This is a genomic window from Nocardia sp. NPDC058666 (assembly GCF_042714895.1).
In the GTDB taxonomy this organism is placed as follows: Bacteria; Actinomycetota; Actinomycetes; order Mycobacteriales; family Mycobacteriaceae; genus Nocardia.
Genome location: NZ_JBHXRY010000003.1, coordinates 95,761 through 117,833, shown reverse-complemented (window position 1 = coordinate 117,833; position 22,073 = coordinate 95,761). Strand labels below are relative to the sequence as shown.

The following is a 22,073-nucleotide window of genomic DNA, read 5'->3' as shown; positions in this document are numbered from 1 at the left end:
GGGCTCGCCATGACCCAAATTCAAACCAAACCCAGCGCACCGGAACCGGTTGCCCGCAGGTCCGCACTGGACCGGTTCTTCCGGCTCAGCGAACGCAAGACCACGGCTTCCCGCGAAATCCGCGGCGGCATCACCACTTTCATCGCGATGGCCTACGTCATCGTGCTGGTCCCGCTCATTCTGGGCGGTGTCACCGATGTCAACGGCGACAAGCTGAGCATCGCGGCACTGACCACGGCCACCGCGTTCTCCGCGGGACTGAGCACCATCCTGATGGGCGTAGTCGGCAATGTGCCGCTGGCGCTGGCCGCGGGCCTGGGCGTGGTGCCGGTGGTCGCCTTCCAGGCCGCGCCGCATATGACCTGGCCACAGACCATGGGCCTGATCGTGCTGATGGGCGCGATCATCGTGGTGCTCGCCGCCACCGGTCTGCGCACGATGATCATCAACGCCATTCCGATCGGTCTCAAGAACGCCATCGGCGTGGGGATCGGCATGTTCATCGCGATGATCGGCCTGGTCGCGGCCGGGGTGGTCGGCCACGGCTCGCCGACCGGTCCGCCGGTCGGGCTGGGCGCCAACGGTCACCTGTCGGGCTGGCCGGTGGTGATCTTCGTGGTCGGGTTGCTGGTGATGATGGCCCTGTTCATCCGCAAGGTGCCCGGCGCGATCCTGATCAGCATCATCATCGCCACGGTCCTGGCCATCACGGTCAACTCCCTTGCCACGATCGACCCCGCCACCTGGGGCCCTGTCGTTCCGCAGGCACCGGACGGCTTGTTCTCCGCGCCCGATTTCGACCTGATGTTCAGCATCGACCTGCTCGGCGGCTTCGCCCAGGCCGGCGGCCTGGTCGCGGGCGTGGTGCTGTTCACCCTGGTGCTGACCGGCTTCTTCGACGCCATGGGCACGGTTTTCGGGGTCTGTGACGAGGCGGAGCTGGTCGACGAGCAGGGCACCATGCCCGGTATCGGCAAGGTGCTCACCGTCGACGGGCTCGCGCAGATCGTCGGCGGAGTCAGCGGCGGCGCGGGAAACACGGTCTATGTCGAATCCGCGACGGGTGTCGGTGAGGGCGCTCGTACCGGATTGACCAGCATCGTGACTGGTGGGTTGTTCTGTCTCGCAGTGTTTTTCACTCCGCTTGCCGCGGTGGTGCCGATCCAGGCCGCCGCGCCGGCGCTGGTGTTGGTCGGCGCGCTGATGATGACACAGGCCCGCAAGATCGACTGGGCCGATCTGGAGGTGGCGGTGCCCGCCTTCGTGACGATCGTGCTGATGCCGTTCACGTACTCGATCACCAATGGTGTCGGTGCCGGGCTCATCGCCTTCGTGGTGATCAAGTCCGCGCGCGGCAAGTTCAGTGAAATCCATTGGCTGGTCTGGGTTGTCGCGCTGGTGTTCGTGGGCTATTTCGGCATCTCGGCCATCGAACTGATGTTGGGCGGATAGGACGATGCGCGACCTCGCGACAGAACTTTTGCGCTGGCATACGGCGGGCAAGTCCTATGCCGTGGCCACCGTCATCGGTGTCACCGGCAGCGCACCTCGGCCGCCCGGCGCCACCCTTGCCGTCGACGCCGAAGGCACTGTCATCGGCAGTATCTCCGGTGGCTGTGTCGAAGGCGCGGTGTACGAGCTCTGTCGCGAGGTACTGCGCACCGGTGTAGCGATCCGCGAAACCTTCGGGTACAGCGACGAAGACGCCTTTGCCGTAGGTCTGACCTGCGGCGGTGAGCTCGAAGTGTTCATCGCGCCGATCACCCCCGAGCACCACGGAACCATTGCGGCAGTACTGCAATCCACCGAGGCTGTCGCGCTGGTACGGGACCTGAGCACCGGGCAGGCGATGGCGCTGGGTACCTGGTGGACGCTGGGTGCGGCGTTCGACGAGGTGATCGTCGCGGAAGCGCGGGCGATGCTCGACACCGGATCGACGGGCCGGCTGGTGATGGGCTGTGGTGCCGGTGAACGCGTGGTCTTCGTCGAGTCCCACGTGCCCGCCCCGCGCATGATCGTGTTCGGCGCCATAGATTTCGCCGCCGCGGTCGCTCGCATCGGACACTTCCTCGGCTACCACGTCACGGTCTGCGATGCCAGGCCGGTGTTCGCCACCCGCGCCCGATTCCCCGACGCCGATGAGGTCGTCGTCGACTGGCCCGACCGCTATCTCGCCGGCACACAGGTGGATTCGCGCACCGTGCTGTGTGTGCTGACCCACGACGCCAAGTTCGACATCCCGCTACTGGAAGTGGCGCTGCGGCTGCCCGTGGCCTACGTGGGGGCGATGGGTTCGCGTCGCACCCATGAGGAACGCAATGCGCGACTGCGCGCGGCGGGCGTCTCGGAAGAAGAACTGGCCCAACTACATTCGCCGATCGGCCTGGATCTGGGGGGTCGCACGGCGGAGGAGACCGCGGTGGCCGTGGCCGCCGAGATCGTCGCGGTGCGCCGCGGCGGCTCGACCCGACCGCTGGCCATCAGTAACGGCCCGATCCACCGGGACTTGCTCCCGGTCCGGTGAAGGTCACGAAGTATCGAACAAAGGACACCGATCATGCCGTTGATATTTCTGAATGGTTCCGCGATGCGTGGCGGGCCGCTGAATCACCTGCTCGGCGGTGCGCCGTTCGCCGGCGAAGTGCGAACCGCGCCACGCTACCGATTCTTCTCCGTCGGAGACCGGTTCCCCGGCCTCGATCCCGCCGGTGACGGCGGCGGATCGATCGCGGGCGAACTGTTCGATGTGTCCCTGGACGTGCTGCGCAGTTCGCTGCTGCCCGCCGAGCCGCCCGAACTGGAACTCGGCGCCATCGAACTGGACGACGGCCGATCGGTGCTGTCCATGGTGCTGCGGCGACCCCCCACCTCGTACCCGGAGCTGATCGACATCACCGCGGTCGGCAGCTGGCAGAAATATCGCCAAGGAGCCGAATGAACACCTACGGATCTAATCGCCCGAAATTCGATGTCAACTGTTCGATCCTGTTCACCGACCTGCCGTTGCTCGAGCGCCCGGCCGCGGCGAAGCGCGCCGGATTCGACGCGGTCGAATTCTGGTGGCCGTTCGGGGACAATCCCACACCCGGCGACAAGGAGATCGACGAATTCGTCCGTGCGATCGATGATGCCGGCGTCGAGTTGGTCGGCCTGAACTTCATCGACCTGATCCCCGTGGGTCGCGGCCTGGTCTCAGTTCCCAGCGAAGTCACCAGGTTCAGGGACAACATCGACGTGGCCGTCGGGATCGCCGACCGTACCGGCTGCCGCGCGCTGAATGCCCTCTACGGCAACAGGATCGGCGGCGAATCCCCGGAGAAGCAGGACGAACTCGCGCTCGAGAACCTGCGCATCGCCGCGCAGGCCGCACACCGCATCGGCGCCACCGTGCTGCTGGAGGCGCTCAATTTCTACGAGTCGCCGCACTATCCGATTGTCAGCGCCGCGCACGCCGTGCGGGTCATCGAGCAGACCGGCGAACCCAATGTGCGGTTCCTGTGCGACCTCTACCACCTGTCCAGGATGGGCGAAAACCTCATCGAGGTGATCCGGACCTACGCGCCGCACATCGGCCACGTCCAGATCGCCGATGATCCCGGCCGCGGCAGGCCGGGCACCGGCCAACTCGACTTTCCCGCACTCTTCGACACCCTCGCCGCCAGTGGCTACGACGGCTGGATCGGCCTGGAATACAAAGACCCCGAACTGGATTGGAACTGGATCACATGAGCACGATCGGATTTATCGGACTCGGGATCATGGGCAGCCCGATGGCGGCCCACCTTGTCGCGGCCGGACACGATGTCACCGGTTACGACATCGGCACCACGGGCCCGGCCAAGTTGAAGGCAGCAGGCGGCGCGGCTGCGAGCAGCGCGGCGGAAGCGGTGCGCGACAAGGACATCGTCATCACGATGCTGCCCCAGGACGAACACGTCGAGCAGGTTTTCGGTGACATCCTCGAACACGCGAACCCGGGGACGCTGTACATCGATTTCTCCACCATCACCCCGCAGACCGCACGCTGGACCGCGGAACAGGGCGCGAAGAAGGGTCTTCGGGTCCTCGACGCCCCGGTCAGCGGCGGTGAAACCGGCGCGGTCAACGCGGCGCTGTCGATCATGGTCGGCGGCGCGGAAGCCGATTTCGAGGCCGCGCGGCCCATCTTCGGCGCGGTCGGCAAGACCGTCGCACTGGTCGGTGGCAACGGTGCGGGCCAGTGCGTCAAAGCGGCCAATCAGCTGGTGGTCGGTGGCACGTATGCCCTTGTCGCCGAAGCGATCGTGCTGATGGAGAACCTCGGCGCGGACGCGGCGAAAGGCCTCGATGTGCTCGCGGGCGGTCTGGCGGGCAGCAAGATCCTCGAGCTCAAACGCGAGTCGATGCTGGCACGCAGCTTCGTGCCGGGATTCCGCATCGACCTGCACCACAAGGACATGGGCATCATCGTGCAGGCCGCCCGCCAGGCCGAGGTGGCGATCCCGATGGGCGCGCTGACCGCCCAGCTGATCGCCGCGGCACGAGCCATGGGCTACGGCTCACTGGACCATTCGGCGCTACTACTCGTCGCGGACACGCTGTCCGGGCGCACCGAGACAGACGGGCAGGGCTGACCATGGCACGCATGCGCACCGTGGACGCCGCCGTCCTGATCCTGGAAAAAGAAAGGGCCACCCAGGCTTTCGGCCTCCCAGGAGCCGCGATCAACCCCTTCTACAGCGCGATGAAGGCCCACGGCGGGATCAAGCACGTGCTCGCCCGCCACGTGGAAGCCGCATCGCATATGGCCGAGGGGTACACCCGCGCCACCGCGGGCAATATCGGCATCTGCATCGGCACCTCGGGTCCCGCCGGCACCGACATGATCACCGGGTTGTACTCGGCCAGTGCGGATTCGATTCCGATTCTGTGCATCACCGGTCAGGCGCCGGTGGCCAAACTGCACAAGGAAGACTTCCAGGCCGTCGACATCGCCTCGATCGCGGCACCGGTCAGCAAGTGGGCCGTCACCGTCCTGGAACCGGCGCAGGTCCCCGGCACCTTCCAGAAGGCATTCCGGGTGATGCGGGAAGGTCGTCCCGGCCCGGTGCTGATCGACCTGCCGATCGATGTGCAACTAGCCGAAATCGAGTTCGACATCGACACCTACACCCCGCTCGAGGTGCATCGCCCCGCCGCGACGCGGGCGCAAGCTGAGAAGGCGATCCGCATGCTCAACGCGGCGCGACGTCCGCTGATCGTCGCCGGCGGCGGCATCGTCAACGCCGACGCCGCCGAACTGCTCGTCGAATTCGCCGAACTGACCGGCGTTCCCGTGGTGCCGACCCTGATGGGGTGGGGCACGATCGCCGACGATCACGCACTGCACGCGGGCATGGTCGGCCTGCAGACCTCGCACCGCTACGGCAATGCCACCCTGCTGGAATCCGATTTCGTGCTCGGCATCGGCAACCGGTGGGCCAACCGGCACACCGGCGGTGTCGACACCTACACGCAGGGACGCACTTTCGTGCACGTCGACATCGAGCCGACGCAGATCGGCCGGGTGTTCGCGCCCGACTTCGGCATCACCTCGGACGCGGGCGCCGCACTCGCGATGTTCGTCGAGGTCGCCCGGGAACTCGCGGCGGCAGGCGAACTCACCGACCGCGGCGAGTGGGCCGGTCAGGTGCGCGCCCGAAAGCGGCTCGGGCAGCGCAAGACCCACTTCGACACTGTGCCGATCAAACCGCAGCGGGTCTACGAGGAGATGAACCGGGCATTCGGACCCGACATCCGCTACGTCAGCACCATCGGCTTGTCCCAGATCCAGGCATCGCAACTGCTGCACGTGTACCGACCGCGACACTGGATCAACGCAGGCCAAGCCGGACCGCTGGGCTGGACGGTGCCCGCGGCACTGGGTGTGGCGACCGCGCTCCCCGATGCCACCGTGGTCGCGCTGTCGGGCGATTACGACTTCCAGTTCCTGATCGAGGAATTGGCCGTGGGCGCGCAGTTCAACATCCCCTATATCCATGTCCTGGTGAACAATTCGTATCTGGGCTTGATTCGCCAAGCGCAGCGGAACTTCTCGATGGACTACTACGTCCAGCTCGACTTCGACAACATCAACAGCCCCGAGCTGAAGGGCTACGGCGTCGACCACGTCAAAGTGGTGGAAGGGTTGGGCTGCAAGGCAATCCGCGTCAATGACCCGGCGTGGATCGGACCCGCCCTGGAAGACGCGAAGAAGCTGATGGCCGAGTTCCGGGTGCCGGTGGTGGTCGAGGTCATCCTCGAGCGGGTGACGAATGTGTCGATGGGCCTGGAAATCGACAACATCACCGAGTTCGAGGACATGGCCGACTCCGCCGCCGACGCGCCGACCGCGATCGCACCGATCTCCGAACCCGAACCGGTCGGAGGCGGCAAGTGACGTCGGTCGCGGCCGGAAAGCAGTGGCGTGCAGGACATTGCGTGCTCGCACCCGACAAGTTCAAGGGCTCGTTGACGGCCGCGCGGGTGGCCGCGCACCTGGCGGCGGGTCTTCGACAGCAGCGGCCGGATGTTCCGGTGGTGATCATGCCGGTGGCCGACGGCGGGGACGGGACCGTCGACGCGGTAGTGGAGTCGGGTTTCGCTCGACTGTCGACCACGGTGCGCGGCCCGGGCCGTGCTCGCGTCGTCGCGTCGTTCGCGATCCGCGACCACACCGCCGTCATCGAGCTCGCGCAAGCCTCCGGCCTGCACCTGAATCCGGGCAAGCCCGACGCCACCATGGCGCTGACCGCGAGCAGTATCGGCACCGGTGAGCTGATCAAGACCGCTGTCGAGCGCGGCGCCAGACGGGTCGTGCTCGGACTCGGCGGCAGTGCGTGCACCGACGGCGGGACCGGGATGCTCACCGCGCTGGGCGTCCGCTTCCTCGACGAGCACGGGCACCAGCTGCCGCCCGGCGGTGGGTCGCTGCGCAAGCTGGCCCGCATCGATGCCAGTGCCATGATCCGCGTGCCGGTGACGGTCGCCTCCGATGTCGACAACCCGCTGCTCGGAGTGCGCGGTGCGGCGAATGTGTACGCACGGCAGAAGGGCGCCAGGACCGCCGATGTCGACGAACTCGAAAGGGGCCTGGCCCATTTCGCGTCGATCGTGCGGCGTGATCTGCACGTGGATGTCGTGGACCGGCCCGGCGCGGGGGCCGCGGGTGGCGTCGGCTACGCCGCCCTGGCCTTCCTCGATGCGCAGGTTCGACCCGGCATCGAGCTCGTTCTCGAGCAGCTCGGTTTCGCCGAACAGGTGGCGGGCGCCCGGCTGGTCATCACCGGCGAAGGCTGCCTGGACCGGCAAACCCTGCACGGCAAGGCACCGGTCGGGGTGGCACGGGCCGCGGCGGCCGCAGGGGCCGCGGTGGTCGCGGTCGCCGGCCAGTGTTCGCTGTCCGACCAGCAGCTGCGGCGGGCCCATATCGAGCAGGCTTACGCACTGACCGATATCGAACCCGATCCGCAGATCTGTATGACCGAGGCCGGCCCGCTGCTGGAACAGGTCGCGCGCGACATCGCCCAGAACTGGCTGGCAGACAAGCGCCACTTGGTTACCGACAACCGTTGAGAGAGAACACATGTCAGACTTCACCAGCTTGCCCGACCTGGCCCTGCGCAGCAATCGCGCGAGCGTGATCGCCGCCAGCGACGAATCCTTCGAAGAGCGCGAAAACCTCATCAACCCGTGGGAACCGCGCTTCCAGGCCCACACCTTCGGACCGAAGGGGCAGGAATACGACGGCTGGGAAACCCGCCGCCACCGTGGTCCAGGCGACGACTGGGCCATCATCCGACTCGGCATGTCCGGGGTGATCCGCGGCGTCGTCGTCGACACGGCCTGGTTCAAAGGCAACTACCCGCCCCATATTTCGGTGCAGGCCTGCCGGGCATCGGGCTACCCATCGGTGCAGCAGCTGAGCGCCGCGCAATGGGTGGACATCGTCCCGCGCAGCGCGATCGGCGGCGACGCCAAGCACGAGTTCCCGGTCTCGGACGAACGCATCTTCACCCACGTGCGCCTGCACATGCACCCCGACGGCGGCATCGCCCGCCTGCGCGTCCACGGCGAAGTGGTACCGGACCCGGCCCTGCTCACCGGACTCACCGTAGACCTGGCCGCCCTGTCCAACGGCGCCCGCGCAGTGGCCTGCTCCGACATGTTCTACTCCGCCCCCGACAACATGCTCGCCCCCGGCCTGGCCCGCAACCAAGCAGAAGGCTGGGAAACCGCCCGCCGCCGCGACACCGGAAACGACTGGGCCACAATCCGTCTCGCCGCCCAAGGCTTCCCAGAAATGATCGAACTGGACACCACCAACCTCCTCTTCAACGCCCCGGGATCAGCCCGCGTCGTCGGCATCGATCACCACGGCGACGAACCACTACCCCCACTCGACGATCCCGCCTGGTTCGATCTCCTACCCAAAACCCCCCTACAACCCGACACCCCCCACCGCTTCCGCCTCCCGAACACCCCCCGCCGCCCCGCCACCCACGTACGCGTCGACATCTACCCCGACGGCGGCCTCGCCCGCCTGCGCATCCTCGGCACTTTCACCCCCGCCGCAGAACGAAAGCTGAACTACCGCTGGCTGACTCCCCGCGAGAAGTGACTATCTAGCCTCGGGCATTCATGGCGGTCATCTGATGATTTCGCCGCCAGGTTCGTCCAGAGCCGAGGCAATGCGCGCCTGGTACTGCTCTTGGGTAATCATCTCCGTGATGATCCCGGCTGGTGGGGAGGGATCGAGCAGGTTGCTTTGCGCGAGTTCGGCGAGTTGACGGTGCAGCTCTGGGTCAGCGGATCGGCGCTGGAATTCCTCGCGCAGAGCGGTTTCGGCGGCCTCGCGCGTCGGCGCATTCACAGACAAATCCAGCCCGACATACCAGGCACGCCATGATCGGTCCGGGAGTTGCTCGGACTGCGGAAACTGATGCATTCGCAGTATCTTTGTCATTGTCCTCACCTCAAGCGAAGAAGTGCTCGACGCTGTTGGCGTCATGGACGACGATACAGAGCACGGTCATGCCGACGGGTGCGTTCGCTGTGGGGTAGCAGTTGATGCTCATGGCCTGCGCCGGAGCGGCGGCTTCGGCAATCCCGAATATGGCGAGGAACGCGGCGAACAAGCTCGCGAGTACGATCTTGGTCCTCATATTGCTGCTCCTTCGAGTGCTTCACCAACGTGGATGTGGCTTGCGCATTCAGTGAGGCTGGAGCCCTTCGCCTCCAACATCGACAGCTCAGACACAGATCTTTGGGACGCACACTATTCTATCCCGGGCATTACGATCGTTGCTGGTCAAGATCATTTCCTTATACGCCCGTGACCTGATACCCCGCCGCGCCGGTGATGTTCGGGAGGCCTGCCGAGCGCAACTCGCCCAGGGCATGAGCCATCATTGACAGCCGGGGAAGGCGCCCGCCTTTTCCCGCGCCAACGGCATCGGAACGGAAGTGAACCTCAACTCATGAGCGAACTCACCGATAACGACATCACCCACCTGCGACGCGCCATCGACCTCGCCGGGCACGCCCTGGCGCTGGGCGACCGTCCTTTCGGCGCGGTCGTCGTCGGCGGGGACGGCACCGTGCTCGCCGAGGGCGTGGACGCGGTGAACACCACCGGCGACGTCACCACCCACGCCGAACTGGTCGCGATCACCCTGGCCACCGCGGCCGGCCACGCCGAGGACCTGCGCGGCGCCACCGTCTACGCCAGCGGCGAACCCTGCCCGATGTGCGCCGCCGCGATGGTGTGGGCGCAGGTGGGCCGGATCGTGTTCGCTGCTGCCGCAGCCGAATTCGGCCCGATCGTGCCCGGCGGCCCGAGCTTCGCCCTCACCTGCGCCGACCTGGTCGCGACGTCGAACGTCCCCGTGCAGGTCAGCGGCCCGCATCTCGGCGAGGAAGCTCTGGCGGTCTTCCGAGCGGCTGCGAAGGCCTAACCGCGCGAGATCGTGCCTGAATCGCAGGGCTGACTCAACGGTGCCGCGAAGGCCTAGAACACAGCAGGGGCGCGGCGCCTGATCGACGCCGCGCCCTTGGTGGACGGTCTACTTCACCGCGACGAACTCCTCCGGTTCGCCCAACTCCTTCTGCTCCTCGATCGCCTCGGGCGTGCCCGGCACCTGCGTTCCGCGCAGCGACATCCCCTTGGTCTCGATGAGGAAGAACGATGCGATCAGCCCGACCGCGCACGCCCCGAACATGTAGTAGGCCGGGATCATGTCGTTGCCGGTCGCGCCGATCAGTGCCTCGTTGACCACCGGTGCGGTGCCGCCGAACATGGAGGTTGCGATGTTGTACCCGATCGCCACCCCGGCGAAGCGCACGATCGTGGGGAACATCGCGGGGAAGGTGGCCGAGATCGTGGCCAGTTGCGGGGCGTACAGCAGGCCGAGGATGGCGAAGCCGACGATCGCGCCGGTGAGGGACGAGCCGATCAGGTGGTAGACCGGGATCACCGCGATCATCATGGCCGCGCACGAGAACATCCACATCGGCTTGCGCCCGATCCGGTCCGACAGCGCACCGAGGAACGGCAGTAGGCACAGCAGGGCGATCTGGCCGATCAGCGGTACCAGCAGCGCGTCGGACTCCTTCATGCCGAGGGTGGACCCCAGGTAGGTGGGGGTGTAGCTCAGCAGCGTGTAGTTCACGACGTTCAGGGCGATGACCAGGCCGAACAGGGTCAGCACCGGGCGCAGGTACTTGGTCACCAGGTCGCGGTAGACACCGACCGTCTCCTCGGTGTCGTCTTGGCGTTCGACTTCGAGGAAGACCGGGGATTCCTCCACCCGGCTGCGCAGGTACATGCCGATCAGGCCCAGCGGTCCGGCGACCATGAACGGAATGCGCCACCCCCAAGAATCCATGGTCGCGTCGTCGAGCACATTCACCAGCAGCAGCGCGACCAGGTTTCCGAGCGTGAAACCGGCCAATGTGCCGACTTCTAGGAAACTTCCATAGAAGCCGCGTTTGCGATCGGGTGCGCATTCGGCCATGAATGTCGCCGCGCCACCGTATTCGCCGCCGGCGGAAAGTCCCTGGATCATGCGCAGCGCGTAGAGCAGAATCGGCGCCGCGATGCCGATCGTTTCGAAACTGGGAATCAGACCGACAGCCATTGTCGATCCGGCCATCAGAATGATCGTGGTCGCCAGGACCTTCTTGCGTCCGATCCGGTCACCCAGCGGGCCCCAGATCATGCCGCCGACCGGCCTGATCAGGAAGGAGACCGCGAACCCGAGCAGCGTGTAGACCAGCCCTGATTCCCCGTCGCCGGGGAACAACGATTTCGCGATATAGGTCGCCAGATAGGCGTAAACACCGTAGTCGAACCATTCGACCGCATTACCGATCGCCGACGCACCGATTGCCCGGTGCAGCACCGATTTCGATTCCTCTGCCATCCCACAACACCCTCTCGTCGTCGCCTTTCACGGGTACCCGACCCCTTTGCCGACAAACGTTACGACCGCGCGAAGAACCGCCTTTGTGGCCTCTACACTGCGAAGATGAGCCTTCGACACGGGGTATATCTGGCGCCGTTCGGCGAACTCGCCGACCCGCGCGTACTGGCCGAGATCGCCGCGGAAGCGGAGGCGGCGGGCTTTCACGGAATATTCGTCTGGGACCACATCGTCAGGCCCGAGGAACCGGATCTGGCCGTGGGCGACACCTGGATCGGGTTGGCCGCGATCGCCGCGGCGACCACCCGCCTGCGGTTCGGTCCGCGCGTGACGCCACTATCACGGCGGCGGCCGCAGGATGTGGCGCGCGAAACCGTGGCGTTGGATCTGCTCAGCGACGGGCGGCTGGACCTCGGCGTCGGCTTGGGCTCTGATTCGACCGGGGAGTTCTCCCGGCTCGGCGAGGTGGGTGCGCCTCGTGAGCGGGCGCAACGTCTCGACGAGGCGCTCACGGTGATCACCGAGTTGTGGTCGGGCGAGGTCGTTCACCATGACGGCCCCCACAACCGAGTCGACGGCCTGCGGTTCCTGCCCCGCCCGGTTCAACGCCCGCGCATCCCCATTTGGGTCGCCGCGCAGTCGCTGCATCAGGGGCCGTTGCGTCGTGCGGCGCGCTACGACGGGCTGTGTCCGGAGGCGACACCCGACGAGTTGGTGCAGATGTTGTCGATCATCGCCGAACATCGCGGTGACCTGGACGGATTCGACGTGGTCGTGGCGGCGCCGACCGACAAGGACCGGGACGCGTACGAACGCGCGGGCACCACCTGGTGGTTGGCGCAACTGCCGATGATCTGCACTCGCGCCGAGGCGATCGCTCGTGTTCGGCGCGGACCGAGCTGAGCCTATCGAATTGTCTTGCTCGACAACAGGATTCAGCCCAGGGCGTCGAGTTTGCGCGCCAGTACCGCACGTTCGCGCTCGTTGCCGCACCGGTGATGCGCCTCGGTCAGTTCGGTCCGGGCTTCGTCGGTGCGGCCGAGGCGGGTGAGCAGTTCGCCGCGCACACTCGGCAGCAGGTGCGAAGTGGCCAGTTCGCCCGCGGCGGCCAACTCGTCGATGATCGGCAACGCGGCGGCCGGACCGCTCGCCATCGAGACCGCCACCGCCCGGTTCAATTCGACCACCGGCGAGGGCGCGAGTCGGCCGAGCGCTTCGTACAGCAGCACCACCCGATCCCAGTTGGTCTGCTCGACAGACGGTGCGACAGCGTGACATTCGGCGATCGAAGCCTGCAGACCGTAGGCACCGAGACCGCGACCGACCGCACCGGCTTTGACCAGCGCGGCCCGTCCTCGCACGATTGCCGAGCGGTCCCAACGGCGGCGATCCTGCTGTTCGAGCAACACCGGCTCACCGTCGGGACCGGTGCGCGCCGGGAACCGGGCCGAGGTCAGTTCGAGCAGCGCGAGCAGGCCGTAGACCTCGGGTTCGGTGGGCATCAGCTGGGCCAGCACGCGCGCGAGTCGTCGGGCTTCGCCTGCGAGGTCGAAGCGGATGAGATCGTCGCCGGCGCTGGCCGACGAGCCCTCCGTGAAGATCAGGTAGATCACCCCGAGCACCGAACCGAGCCGGGCTTTGCGCTCGGCCGTCGGCGGCACCTCGAACGCGACTTTCGCCGCGCCGAGGGTCTTCTTCGCACGCGTGATCCTGGCCTGCACGGTCGCGGTGGGCACCAGGCAGGCCTTGGCAATCTCGTCGCTGGTCAGGCCGCCGACCACACGTAATGTCAAGGCCAACTGTGCTTCTCGCGAGAGAACCGGGTGGCACGAGATGAACATCAGCGCCAGCACGTCGTCGTCGATCTGGTCGGGATCCCACAGAATCTGAGCCGCTGGCACGGGTTCGCCACCCGTGAGCGAACCGCCTTCGTCCAGGTCGGCAGCCATCGCCGCATACCGGTCGTCCAGCGCCGCGCGGCGGCGGAACGCGTCGATCGCGCGCCGCCGCCCCACAGTGAGCAACCACCCGGCCGGTTGACGCGGCACGCCATCGCGCGGCCACGTCACCAACGCCTCCGCCAGCGCTTCCTGGGCGAGATCCTCGGCCATCGCGAAATCGCCGGTGTACCGCGCGAGCGCGCCGACGATCCGAGCCGATTCGATTCGCCAGACGGCAGCGACCGCTTCACGGCCGGTGTGCTCGGTCATCACGGTTCAGAGCTGGCCGGTGGCTTCACGCCACGCGCGCTCCTCCATGATCCACTTGTTGTCCTGCGGGAACTCATCGATGCTGGGCACTCGGCGGATCTCGGTCTTGGTGCCGGGTACGACAACGGGCATGCGCTTGGCCCACTCGATCGCCTCTTCCTTGGAAGCTACGTTGAGGATATAAAATCCGCCGAACAGCTCTTTCGTCTCTCCATAAGGTCCGTCGGTGACCACCGGCGGTTCCGACGAGTAGTCGACGACCACGCTCTCGGCAGCGTCGTCGAGTCCCTCGGCCGCGACCAGCACCCCGGCGCTGATCAACTCGTCGTTGAACTTGCCCATGGTCTCGAGCATGTCGTTGAAGTCGACGTCGGCCATCGCGGCCCAGGCTTCGTCGGTGGCGCGCATGATCAGCATGTACTTCATGGTTTCGTCTCCTCGGATCGGTGTGGGCCCGCGTGCCGGGCCCTGCGTTCATCCCTAGGTCGAACGGGCACCGGTGCGAATCGACACCAGGCCGAAAATTCTTTTCACGAGTACCCGGCAGCCTACGACCAACGGGCCTGGCGTGTGGCCGTGAAAGACCCGATTCGGGTATCCACGATCGTGTGGCGTGATACAGATCGAGAAGGTTTGTCATGTAGACAGGCAGGAACAGAAGGAGTCACTCGTGAGCGCAGTTCTCGTCGAGCAACGCGAGCATGTGCTCGTGATCGTGCTGAATCGGCCGCAGGCCATGAATTCGGTCGACGCCGAGTTGAGCACCGGCGTCGGCGAGGCGCTCGAGCGAGCCGAGGCCGATCCGCAGATCCGCGCGGTGGTCCTCACCGGTGCGGGTGAGCGAGCGTTCTGCGCGGGCGCGGATCTGAAGGCTTTGAGCCGCGGCGAGTCGATTCTCGCTGCGGGACACGAGGATTGGGGTCTGGCCGGGTACGTGCGGCACCCGATCAGCAAGCCGACCATCGCGGCGGTGAACGGTTTCGCGCTCGGCGGTGGTACCGAACTCGTGCTGGCCAGCGACCTCGCCGTCGCCGCCGAAACCGCCACCTTCGGACTGCCCGAGGTCGCGCGCGGACTGTTCGCCGCGGCCGGTGGCGCGTTCCGACTGCCCGAGCAGTTGCCGCGCAAGATCGCGATGGAGATGATCCTGACCGGCGAGCCGATCACCGCGGCCCGTGCGCTGGCACTGGGCCTGATCAACCGGGTCGTGCCCGCCGCCGACGTGCTCGATGCCGCGCTCGAACTGGCCGGTCGGATCGCGGAGAACGCGCCGCTGGCGGTGCAGGCGAGCAAGCGGGTGGCACTGGGCATCATCGACGGCAAGCTCGCCGACGACGCCGCCTGGGACCAGACCAACCGCGAGATCATGGCCGTCGCGGCGACCGAGGACATGCGCGAAGGCGGCATGGCGTTCGCGCAGAAGCGCAAGCCGAACTGGCAGGCGCGCTGACCGATGCGGATCCTGGTTCTCGGCGCCTCCGGTTTCGTCGGTAGCGCGCTGCACGCGCACTTCGCCGCACACCATGAGGTCGTCGGGACCAGCCGGGGCGGGCACGGCCTGACCCCGGTGGATCTCGCCGACGCCGATGCGGTGCGGGCACTGGTCGGACAGGGATTCGACCTGGTGATCCACACCGCCGGTGTCGTGGATCTCGGTGCGGCGCAACGCGATCCGGCGGCCGCGTTTGCGGCCAACGTCGCACCGATGGCGCCCCTGCTCGACGCGATCGGCGGTGCGAAGCTGATCTACTTGTCCACCGACAATGTCTTCGACGGCACCCACGATCACTACGACGAAACCGCCGCGCGCGCACCGATCAACGTCTACGGCGAAACCAAAGTGGCCGCCGAGGATCTGGTGCTCGCGCACGACCGTCACCTGGTGGTGCGCCTGCCGCTGGTCTACGGACGCAGCCCGCTGTCGAACAAATTCCTGGCCCGCTTCGCGACGCCGGAGATCGCCGCGCGCACCGATATCGTCTGCAATCCGCTGTACCTGCCGGCGCTGGCACCGGCGCTCGAGCAGCTCGCCGACGAATCAGGCGTCGTGCACATCGCGGGCGCGGAAACACTGAGCCGCTACGACCTGATGGTGCGAGTCCGCGACCGGCTCGCCGCACCGGCTCGCATCGTGGCGACTGATCGCTTGTCCGCGGTCCAAGACTGTCCGAGGCCGTTGCGCTTGGTCATGCGCAGCAACAGGCACAGCCTGACCGGCCCGGACGTGGACACCGCCCTCGACGATCTGTGCTCGAACCACCACTGAATCATTCAGTGCCCCAACCGATTCGGATCGTCAGTGCTGCGCGCTGATCGCTGACCCCATCCATCGACGCAGGTACCGGCGCAGTTCCTCCTCGGACCGTGGCGGGTCGCCCGGCGACAGGAAGAACGACTGCATCGTGCGCAGGACGTACTCGACGAGTTCGCGCAGGGCGGGTTCGTCGTAACCGTGTGCGCCCCAGTCGACGTCGAACCGGCGGATCATCGTCATGCCGAAAGCCTGCGATTCCGCGGACGTGAGACTGTCGGGATGGGCGTTGGCGTACGAACTCGATAGCAGAATGCCCAGGTGGGGGGTGCGGCGGACGTCGGTGAGGGTGAAGACCACGGCCTCGGTCATCGCGTCGACGGGGTCGGTGCGGCCGCTGACGTGCCGGGTCAGGCGGTCGAGGAAATCGTCGACCGAGGCGATGCCCGCGGCGGTCATGAGCGCGTCGGCGCTGGGGAAATACCGGTAGACGGTCTGGCGGATGACGCCCAGCGATTCCGCCACGTCGGCGATGCTGATCTCCGCACCGGTCGCGCCGATGAGTTCCACTGCGGCAGCGATGATTCGGCGCGCGGCCTCCGCATCGTCCGCCGGTGGACTACCGCCCCATCCACGTCTTCGCGCCACCGGCCCGACGGTAGCACAAGCCCAGGTCAGGGCGAATTCCGCGAAAGCAATCATACACGCGAGGACTTGTTCGTATGATTGCCTCATCAATCGAGTGATGAGGTAGCTCCCGTGACCGAACTTCACGTTCGCAAAATGGATTTCGCGTTCGCCGACTACGACGTGCCGTTTCTGTGGAACCCGCGCAACCCGGCGTTCTCGTCGATGGCCAATGCCGTGTCGTTCCTGGCGATCGGCTTCGAGAAGATGATCGTGCAGCTGATCACGCAGGCGAAGCCGCTGATCACCGACCCGGAAGTGGCCGCGGAGGCCGATGCGTTCATGCGCCAGGAGGGTCAGCATTCCAACGCGCACCGCCAGCATGTGAAGGCGTTGATCCGCCGGTATCCGGGTCTGCAGCAGACCCTGGACGCGGTGATCGGCGAGTTCGACAAGCTCACCGCCGAAACCCCGGTGAAGTACCGCCTGGCCTACACCGCCGACCTCGAGGCCACGTTCACGCCGGTGTTCAAGCTGATGCTCGACAACGACGCGACCCTGTTCGCCCCCGGCGACGATCGGGTGGCGTCGCTGTTCATCTGGCATTTCGTGGAAGAGGTCGAACACCGCAGTTCCGCGCTGATCATCTTCAACTCGGTGGTCGACAGCGAGCTGTATCGCATGCGGGTGGCGCTGCCGATCTTCCGGCATGTGATGCGAGTGATCCGCGTGGCCTGTGAAGGCTTCAACGAGCATGTGCCGCTGGAAGATCGAGAGGTCGATGCGATGTCGATGTTCGCGATGTACCGCAACCAGCAGATGCTGCGACGGTGGCTGCCGTGGCTTCGTCCCGCCGAAAACGGCACGATGCCACGCGCTTTCGATGATCTGAGCCTGCGCGAACAACTCGTAGCCATGGTCGGTATCGCACGCAGTCAGATGCCCGGACACAACCCCGAGCACGAGGTTCTGCCCGCACTGGCCGACCAATGGTTCCGTCGCTATGACGACGGCTATGACGTAACCCGTTGGTACACCGCCGATTCCGTCAGCTCGTAGAAGGTACCCCGATGGCCGACCACTGCTCCCCCACCTTCGCCGACCTCGCCGGGCAACTCGGTTTCTCCTGCGAGGAAGCGGGCGGACTCGTCGAATTCCGCAGCCCGTTCGCCCTGGAGAACTGGACCCTGCCGGTCCTGGAACTCACCATCGTGCTCGGCGCCGTGCTGGCCCTGTGGTACGCGATCGTGCGCCTGCGCCGCCACGGCGACCCCACCAACCTGGTCCTGTGGTTCGGCGCCACGGCCTACCTGTTCGTCATCGAACCGCCGCTGTACTTCCCGGCCGCGTTCGGCATCGAAGACCACGTCGACACGATGTTCGCCCACAACGTGTTCACCGTGGACTTCCTCTGGGGCCGACTGCCCCTCTACATCATCGCTATCTATCCGCTGATGGCGACGATGGCGTTCGGCATCATCCGAATGCTGGGCATCTTCCGCCGCTACGGTGTACTGATCGGCGCGGCCTGCGTAGGTTTCGTCCACCACGCCTTCTACGAGATCTTCGACCACCTCGGCCCCCAATTGCGGTGGTGGGAATGGTCATTGGACAACCCGCTCAACCAGCCGATGTTCGATTCGGTCCCGATGGGCAGCGTCGTGGTGTTCGCCGCACTATGGCCGATGTCGCTGGCCTTCTGCGTGCAGTACTTCGTCGGCCGCCATGTCGACGACGGCAAGAAATTCACCGGCCTCGAATTGACTTGGCGCACAATCGTCATCGGCCTCCTAGCCTCGGTAGGCACCTTCCTACTCCCCCTCCCCGCCACCGTCATCGGCATGAACAACACCACCGTCCGCGGCATCGTCTACGCCCTGGAACTGGCCGTCCTCGCAACAGTCGCCACTCTCGTGATGGTCCGCCAATGGACCGCACTGCGCCGGGGAACCGCGACACCCCCGCAGTACACAGACCCCTTCGTCCAACGTTTCGCCACCCTCTATCTCATCATTTTCGCCGCCCTCTGGATCGCGGCCCTCCCTGATTTCTTCGCCGCCATCAACGGCGAAACCACCAACGGCGACCCCATCGGAAGCCTCTGGTACACCGCCGCCTGCTTCGTAATCGCCATCGCGTCGGTCGTTGCCACCTTCACGGTGCCGCGTTCACAGGCGACCCCAGAAGCCCCCGCCTCAGCGGTATCGACAGTGCCGAGTTGATCAAAGCTCGCCGTCGCAGTATCGCGGCGCGGGCGGCGGTGAAGGCGATGGTGGTGCCGGTGACGGCCATCCATATCGGGAGGGGGTAGAACACGAGGCGTTCGGTGATGCCGATCTGGAGGCCGACCGTCATCAGGACGGTGCCGGTGAGGCCGGCGGTGGCGCACAGGCCGGACCAGATCGCGGCGAGGCGGCGGTGCTTCCACAGCCAGATCGCGAGCAGGATCAGCACGATGTGGCGGGAGATGAAGGCTGGTAGCACGGCGAGAAAGTGCACGACGATGCCGTCGTTGGAGGGGAACAAGCCGGTTGCCGCGGTGCTGAGTCCGATGATGGTCGCGAGGGCGACGATCGACCATTGGCGGCGGCCTCGGGGTAGATAGTCCAGCAGTCCTACCGCGCCGACGATGGTCAGTGCACCGAGCGCCACGAAGGTCGCGTTCATCACCAAATGCAGTGGGGAGCAGGCATTGTGGGTGCAGGTGGTGATGCCGAGGTCGCTGATGGTGTCGTAGCGGAAGCTGTAGGGCGTTGTCCATGCGGTGGCGGTGACGAGTTCGGCGAGCAGGTAGGCCAGTGCCAGCGTCCACGTCAGTCCCGCGGCGATGTGCCGAAGACCGTGATGCACGGGGTCGACTACATCTTGGTGTATCGCGCCATGGCGAAACTGTAGAGACCGTAGGTGATGATGCCCAGTCCCGCCACGATCAACAGGGACGCTCCGAACGGTTGCGCGCCAAGGGTTTTGAACGCGCCGTCGAGTCCGGTGGCTTCGCCGGGATCGGATCGAACGACCGCCAGTATCACCAGCAATCCGATGGCCGCGACGGCTGAGCCCTTCGCGATGTATCCCACGGTGCCCAACCGGCGAACCAGATCGCTCGGGGAGCCTTCCAAGTCGGCGAGGAAACTGCGCGTGGCTCCCTTGTAGACGTGATAGCCGCCGATCGCGATGATGATCAACCCGGCGGCGACCAGCGCGATCGTGCCCACAGTGGTGGCCATCATCGTGGCAGTGATCCCGGTGCTCTGGTTACTGCTGGAAGTGCCTGCGCCCCTGGCGAATCCGACGGCGGAGAACGCGAAAGCGAGGTAGACCACCGCCAAGGAGAAGGCCTTTACCCGATTGACAGCCTCGGATTTCTTGCTGTCGGCATCGGGTCTGGACGAGCTGCCGAGCACCGCTTCGGCCAGCCGCCACAATGCCATCAGCGAGAACGCCACCACACCCACCCAGAGCGCGACGACGCCACCCGGCTTGGCGGCCAGTTCGGTCATGGCACCCGATTGGTCGGCGGTGCCCGTCCCGCCGCCGAGGGCGAGCCGGATGGCGATGTAGCCGATGATCAGGTGCACGATGCCGCTCATCACGAAGCCCGCGCGGGCGAATCGTTCGAAGATGCTGTTCTGGGCGACCCGGGCCACGGCGGTGGAGGAGTTGTCGTAGGACGGTGGGGAGTGCGGCATGGTGGTTACCCTGCGTGTGGTGGATCCGTCGACGTGGACCGCGACGGTCGTCGCGCAGGATCTACTGCGGGGGTCTGATCGGGCTAGTTTTTGAAGGCGTCCTTGATTTTGGCGCCGGACTGTTTCAGGTTGCCCTTGACTTGTTCGGCTCGACCTTCGGCCTCGAGGCGTCGGTTACCGGTGGCTCGGCCGACCGCCTTCTTCACCCGGCCCCTGGTGGCCTCGATGGAATTCGCGATCTTCTTGCTCGTGCTCATGACGGTTTCCTCGCTGTGTGAAACCAAGTCAACGCCGTATTACCGCTGGTGTCAACGATGTTGATCTACCGTCTGGTTTCCAGGCGCCGCAGCGCGCTGTCGTCGACCCCCACCCGACGACGTCACATCTGGCTTTGATGCAGAATGTGAAGGTGAGTATTACCAAACGGACGCAGGCCGGAACACCGACCGCTACGGGATCGACGGGTGTCGCGGCGCCCGTGCGCGGCTAGTTCGATGTCGGACCAGGAAGACAGGCCGGAGTTCACCACCGAGGGCAAGCAGTCGAACGTTGTTCGACTGCCGAAGCGGCCACGGCGAGGTCGAGAGGACTCGGGTGAGGGTCCGCGTCGGACATGGTTCCCCGACCCCGTCGACGATCCCGCGCAGACCCGCCCCGTCACCCGGGCCGAATTGCAGCGCGAGACGGAAACGCGACCGCTGGAGACGGTGGATCACGACGACAGCGTCATCGACCTCGCCGCGTCGCGTCGCAAACGTGCGAACACCCCGCCCGGAGTCACTCGGCCCTTGGTACGGCCTCGCCGAATCGGGCGTAGCGAAGACCCCTCACAGCCGGACGGACCCGTTCAGCAGCCGTAGTGGGTGACCGCCGGTTCGCGGACGTGGACCCGGCATTTTCGTCCACTTTGCCGCGTCTCAGGTCGGAAAACAGGTTGAAGCGGGCCGAAGTGGTCGAAAATGCCGGGGTGCTGACATCGCCGTTTCGTCAGACCACCCGCACGCTCAAGATTCGCGGGCGGCGATGGCGGCTTGGATTCGCCGCAGGGTTCGTAAACCCTTCTTCGCGGCGACGCTGACCATGCCGTCGAACACCGTCTGACCTCGGTCGTTGGCCATCAGGCGTTCCAGGGTCGGCACGGCCTGGTCGTTGCCGGTCGACCCGAGGGCCACGGCCGCCCAGTAGCGCTGGTCCGCGTCGTCGCTGTCGGCGGCGGCGATCAGTCGTGGGAGGATTTCCGGGGCGAATTCGGACAGCGCGCTGGCGATGTAGCCGATCCGGTAGTACTTGCGGTGCTCGAATTCCTCCCACAGCGCGGACAGGGCCGCGTCGCCGCCGATCATGCCCAGCGCCTCCGCGGCCCGTTCGCGCATTCCCGCCACCGCGTCCTGCAGCAACGGCACCAGCGCCGGCACCACCGCTTCGTCGCCGAGCGCACCCAACGCGATCACCGCCTGCTCGCGCGCCATCTCCTGCGAGTGGTCCAGCATCGCGACCAACCCCGGAACCGCGTCCCGGAAGTCCAACGCCGCACAACCCATCGCCGCCCAGGCCTGGCAGTTGTACCGAGTGTCCGCCAACGACGCCAGCAGCGGCGCCCTCAGACTTTCGTCACCGAACACCGCCGCCCGATTCAACGCCCGGCTGTACAGTGACCGGTGGTAGTCGGGATAGTCGCGCACCAGCGCCCGCAACGCTTCCTTGGCAGCATCGTCACCGTCCCCGGCCTGCTCGAGCAGCCGCCGCAGATTCTCCTCACGGGTCTCTAAATCGCCGTCTTTGAGGGATCGCGCATCAGCTGGGTTCACCCCCCCAACGGTACCTGTCGACGATCTTGTCCCCCGCCCCCGTTCCG

At 66.2% G+C, this 22,073-nt stretch carries 24 protein-coding genes; 14 read left to right on the top strand and 10 right to left on the bottom strand.

The annotated features are described in order from the left end of the window. Positions 1 to 9 precede the first annotated feature (9 nt). Genes ACFWVD_RS10045 through alc form a run of 8 tightly spaced genes read left to right on the top strand, consistent with a single transcriptional unit; the run spans position 10 to position 8,638 of the window. The gene (locus tag ACFWVD_RS10045) at positions 10 to 1,452 is read left to right on the top strand and encodes an NCS2 family permease (protein WP_379241677.1); all 1,443 of its coding nucleotides are present in this window, start codon (positions 10 to 12) and stop codon (positions 1,450 to 1,452) included. A gap of 4 nt (positions 1,453 to 1,456) precedes the next feature. Then, entirely contained in the window at positions 1,457 to 2,524 is a 1,068-nt protein-coding gene (locus ACFWVD_RS10040) for an XdhC family protein (RefSeq protein WP_379241676.1), read from the top strand. 33 nt (positions 2,525 to 2,557) lie between these two features. Beyond that, positions 2,558 to 2,938 carry a gamma-glutamylcyclotransferase gene (locus tag ACFWVD_RS10035; RefSeq protein ID WP_379241675.1) on the top strand — a complete coding sequence of 127 codons (381 nt, stop codon included), beginning with the start codon at positions 2,558 to 2,560 and terminating at the stop codon, positions 2,936 to 2,938. Then, on the top strand, positions 2,935 to 3,729 hold the full coding sequence (locus ACFWVD_RS10030) for a hydroxypyruvate isomerase family protein (protein WP_379241674.1): 795 nt from the start codon (positions 2,935 to 2,937) through the stop codon (positions 3,727 to 3,729). Before ACFWVD_RS10035 ends, ACFWVD_RS10030 begins: the two co-directional genes overlap by 4 nt. Beyond that, the gene (locus tag ACFWVD_RS10025) at positions 3,726 to 4,613 is read left to right on the top strand and encodes an NAD(P)-dependent oxidoreductase (RefSeq protein WP_379241673.1); all 888 of its coding nucleotides are present in this window, start codon (positions 3,726 to 3,728) and stop codon (positions 4,611 to 4,613) included. Before ACFWVD_RS10030 ends, ACFWVD_RS10025 begins: the two co-directional genes overlap by 4 nt. A 2-nt stretch (positions 4,614 to 4,615) precedes the next feature. After that, positions 4,616 to 6,418 carry a glyoxylate carboligase gene (gene gcl, locus ACFWVD_RS10020; RefSeq protein WP_379241672.1) on the top strand — a complete coding sequence of 601 codons (1,803 nt, stop codon included), beginning with the start codon at positions 4,616 to 4,618 and terminating at the stop codon, positions 6,416 to 6,418. Then, positions 6,415 to 7,593: a glycerate kinase gene (locus ACFWVD_RS10015; RefSeq protein ID WP_379241671.1), complete on the top strand. Its 1,179-nt coding sequence runs from the start codon at positions 6,415 to 6,417 to the stop codon at positions 7,591 to 7,593. The genes gcl and ACFWVD_RS10015 overlap by 4 nt, the downstream gene beginning before the upstream one ends. A gap of 10 nt (positions 7,594 to 7,603) precedes the next feature. Beyond that, positions 7,604 to 8,638, top strand: coding sequence for an allantoicase (gene alc, locus ACFWVD_RS10010; protein ID WP_379241670.1), 1,035 nt, complete (start codon positions 7,604 to 7,606; stop codon positions 8,636 to 8,638). 27 nt (positions 8,639 to 8,665) lie between these two features. On the opposite strand, the gene ACFWVD_RS10005 is transcribed toward alc, so the two are convergent. Next, a complete protein-coding gene (locus ACFWVD_RS10005; RefSeq protein WP_379241669.1) occupies positions 8,666 to 8,983 on the bottom strand; it encodes a hypothetical protein in 318 nt (105 codons plus the stop codon). 10 nt (positions 8,984 to 8,993) lie between these two features. Beyond that, a complete protein-coding gene (locus tag ACFWVD_RS10000; RefSeq protein WP_379241668.1) occupies positions 8,994 to 9,182 on the bottom strand; it encodes a hypothetical protein in 189 nt (62 codons plus the stop codon). Between the two features lie 315 nt (positions 9,183 to 9,497). On the opposite strand from ACFWVD_RS10000, the gene ACFWVD_RS09995 reads away from it, so the two are divergent. After that, complete coding sequence (locus ACFWVD_RS09995; protein WP_379241667.1) at positions 9,498 to 9,974, top strand: nucleoside deaminase; 477 nt, start codon at positions 9,498 to 9,500, stop codon at positions 9,972 to 9,974. Between the two features lie 108 nt (positions 9,975 to 10,082). Here ACFWVD_RS09995 and ACFWVD_RS09990 read toward each other — a convergent pair whose 3' ends face one another. Beyond that, positions 10,083 to 11,441: an MFS transporter gene (locus ACFWVD_RS09990; RefSeq protein WP_379241666.1), complete on the bottom strand. Its 1,359-nt coding sequence runs from the start codon at positions 11,439 to 11,441 to the stop codon at positions 10,083 to 10,085. Positions 11,442 to 11,546: 105 nt separating this feature from the next. Here ACFWVD_RS09990 and ACFWVD_RS09985 point away from each other — a divergent pair, with 105 nt between their 5' ends. Then, positions 11,547 to 12,344 (top strand): LLM class flavin-dependent oxidoreductase, encoded by a 798-nt coding sequence (locus ACFWVD_RS09985; RefSeq protein ID WP_379241665.1) that lies wholly within the window; start codon positions 11,547 to 11,549, stop codon positions 12,342 to 12,344. Positions 12,345 to 12,376: 32 nt separating this feature from the next. Here the strand turns inward: ACFWVD_RS09985 and ACFWVD_RS09980 are convergent, their stop codons facing one another. Both ACFWVD_RS09980 and ACFWVD_RS09975 read right to left on the bottom strand, forming a co-directional pair. After that, complete coding sequence (locus tag ACFWVD_RS09980; protein ID WP_379241664.1) at positions 12,377 to 13,651, bottom strand: RNA polymerase sigma factor; 1,275 nt, start codon at positions 13,649 to 13,651, stop codon at positions 12,377 to 12,379. A gap of 6 nt (positions 13,652 to 13,657) precedes the next feature. Beyond that, complete coding sequence (locus tag ACFWVD_RS09975; protein ID WP_379241663.1) at positions 13,658 to 14,077, bottom strand: YciI family protein; 420 nt, start codon at positions 14,075 to 14,077, stop codon at positions 13,658 to 13,660. Between the two features lie 244 nt (positions 14,078 to 14,321). On the opposite strand from ACFWVD_RS09975, the gene ACFWVD_RS09970 reads away from it, so the two are divergent. After that, positions 14,322 to 15,101, top strand: a complete 780-nt coding sequence (locus ACFWVD_RS09970) for a crotonase/enoyl-CoA hydratase family protein (RefSeq protein WP_379241662.1) — start codon at positions 14,322 to 14,324, stop codon at positions 15,099 to 15,101. A gap of 3 nt (positions 15,102 to 15,104) precedes the next feature. Further along, on the top strand, positions 15,105 to 15,917 hold the full coding sequence (locus tag ACFWVD_RS09965) for an SDR family oxidoreductase (protein ID WP_379241661.1): 813 nt from the start codon (positions 15,105 to 15,107) through the stop codon (positions 15,915 to 15,917). A 30-nt stretch (positions 15,918 to 15,947) separates the two neighbouring features. Here the strand turns inward: ACFWVD_RS09965 and ACFWVD_RS09960 are convergent, their stop codons facing one another. Next, on the bottom strand, positions 15,948 to 16,550 hold the full coding sequence (locus ACFWVD_RS09960) for a TetR/AcrR family transcriptional regulator (RefSeq protein WP_379241660.1): 603 nt from the start codon (positions 16,548 to 16,550) through the stop codon (positions 15,948 to 15,950). Between the two features lie 111 nt (positions 16,551 to 16,661). Between ACFWVD_RS09960 and ACFWVD_RS09955 the strand changes: the two genes are divergently transcribed. Both ACFWVD_RS09955 and ACFWVD_RS09950 read left to right on the top strand, forming a co-directional pair. Continuing rightward, positions 16,662 to 17,588 (top strand): metal-dependent hydrolase, encoded by a 927-nt coding sequence (locus ACFWVD_RS09955; protein ID WP_379241659.1) that lies wholly within the window; start codon positions 16,662 to 16,664, stop codon positions 17,586 to 17,588. Positions 17,589 to 17,599: 11 nt separating this feature from the next. Next, positions 17,600 to 18,751, top strand: a complete 1,152-nt coding sequence (locus ACFWVD_RS09950; RefSeq protein ID WP_379241658.1) for a hypothetical protein — start codon at positions 17,600 to 17,602, stop codon at positions 18,749 to 18,751. Here the strand turns inward: ACFWVD_RS09950 and ACFWVD_RS09945 are convergent. The 4 genes from ACFWVD_RS09945 to ACFWVD_RS09930 all read right to left on the bottom strand — a co-directional run bounded on the left by ACFWVD_RS09945 (position 18,684) and on the right by ACFWVD_RS09930 (position 22,026). Then, complete coding sequence (locus ACFWVD_RS09945) at positions 18,684 to 19,379, bottom strand: DUF998 domain-containing protein (protein ID WP_379241657.1); 696 nt, start codon at positions 19,377 to 19,379, stop codon at positions 18,684 to 18,686. The genes ACFWVD_RS09950 and ACFWVD_RS09945 overlap by 68 nt on opposite strands. An 8-nt stretch (positions 19,380 to 19,387) precedes the next feature. Further along, positions 19,388 to 20,218 (bottom strand): DUF1206 domain-containing protein, encoded by an 831-nt coding sequence (locus ACFWVD_RS09940; protein WP_379241656.1) that lies wholly within the window; start codon positions 20,216 to 20,218, stop codon positions 19,388 to 19,390. Between the two features lie 83 nt (positions 20,219 to 20,301). After that, positions 20,302 to 20,475 (bottom strand): CsbD family protein, encoded by a 174-nt coding sequence (locus ACFWVD_RS09935; protein WP_379241655.1) that lies wholly within the window; start codon positions 20,473 to 20,475, stop codon positions 20,302 to 20,304. 747 nt (positions 20,476 to 21,222) lie between these two features. Then, the gene (locus ACFWVD_RS09930; RefSeq protein WP_379241654.1) at positions 21,223 to 22,026 is read right to left on the bottom strand and encodes a HEAT repeat domain-containing protein; all 804 of its coding nucleotides are present in this window, start codon (positions 22,024 to 22,026) and stop codon (positions 21,223 to 21,225) included. Positions 22,027 to 22,073 lie beyond the last annotated feature (47 nt).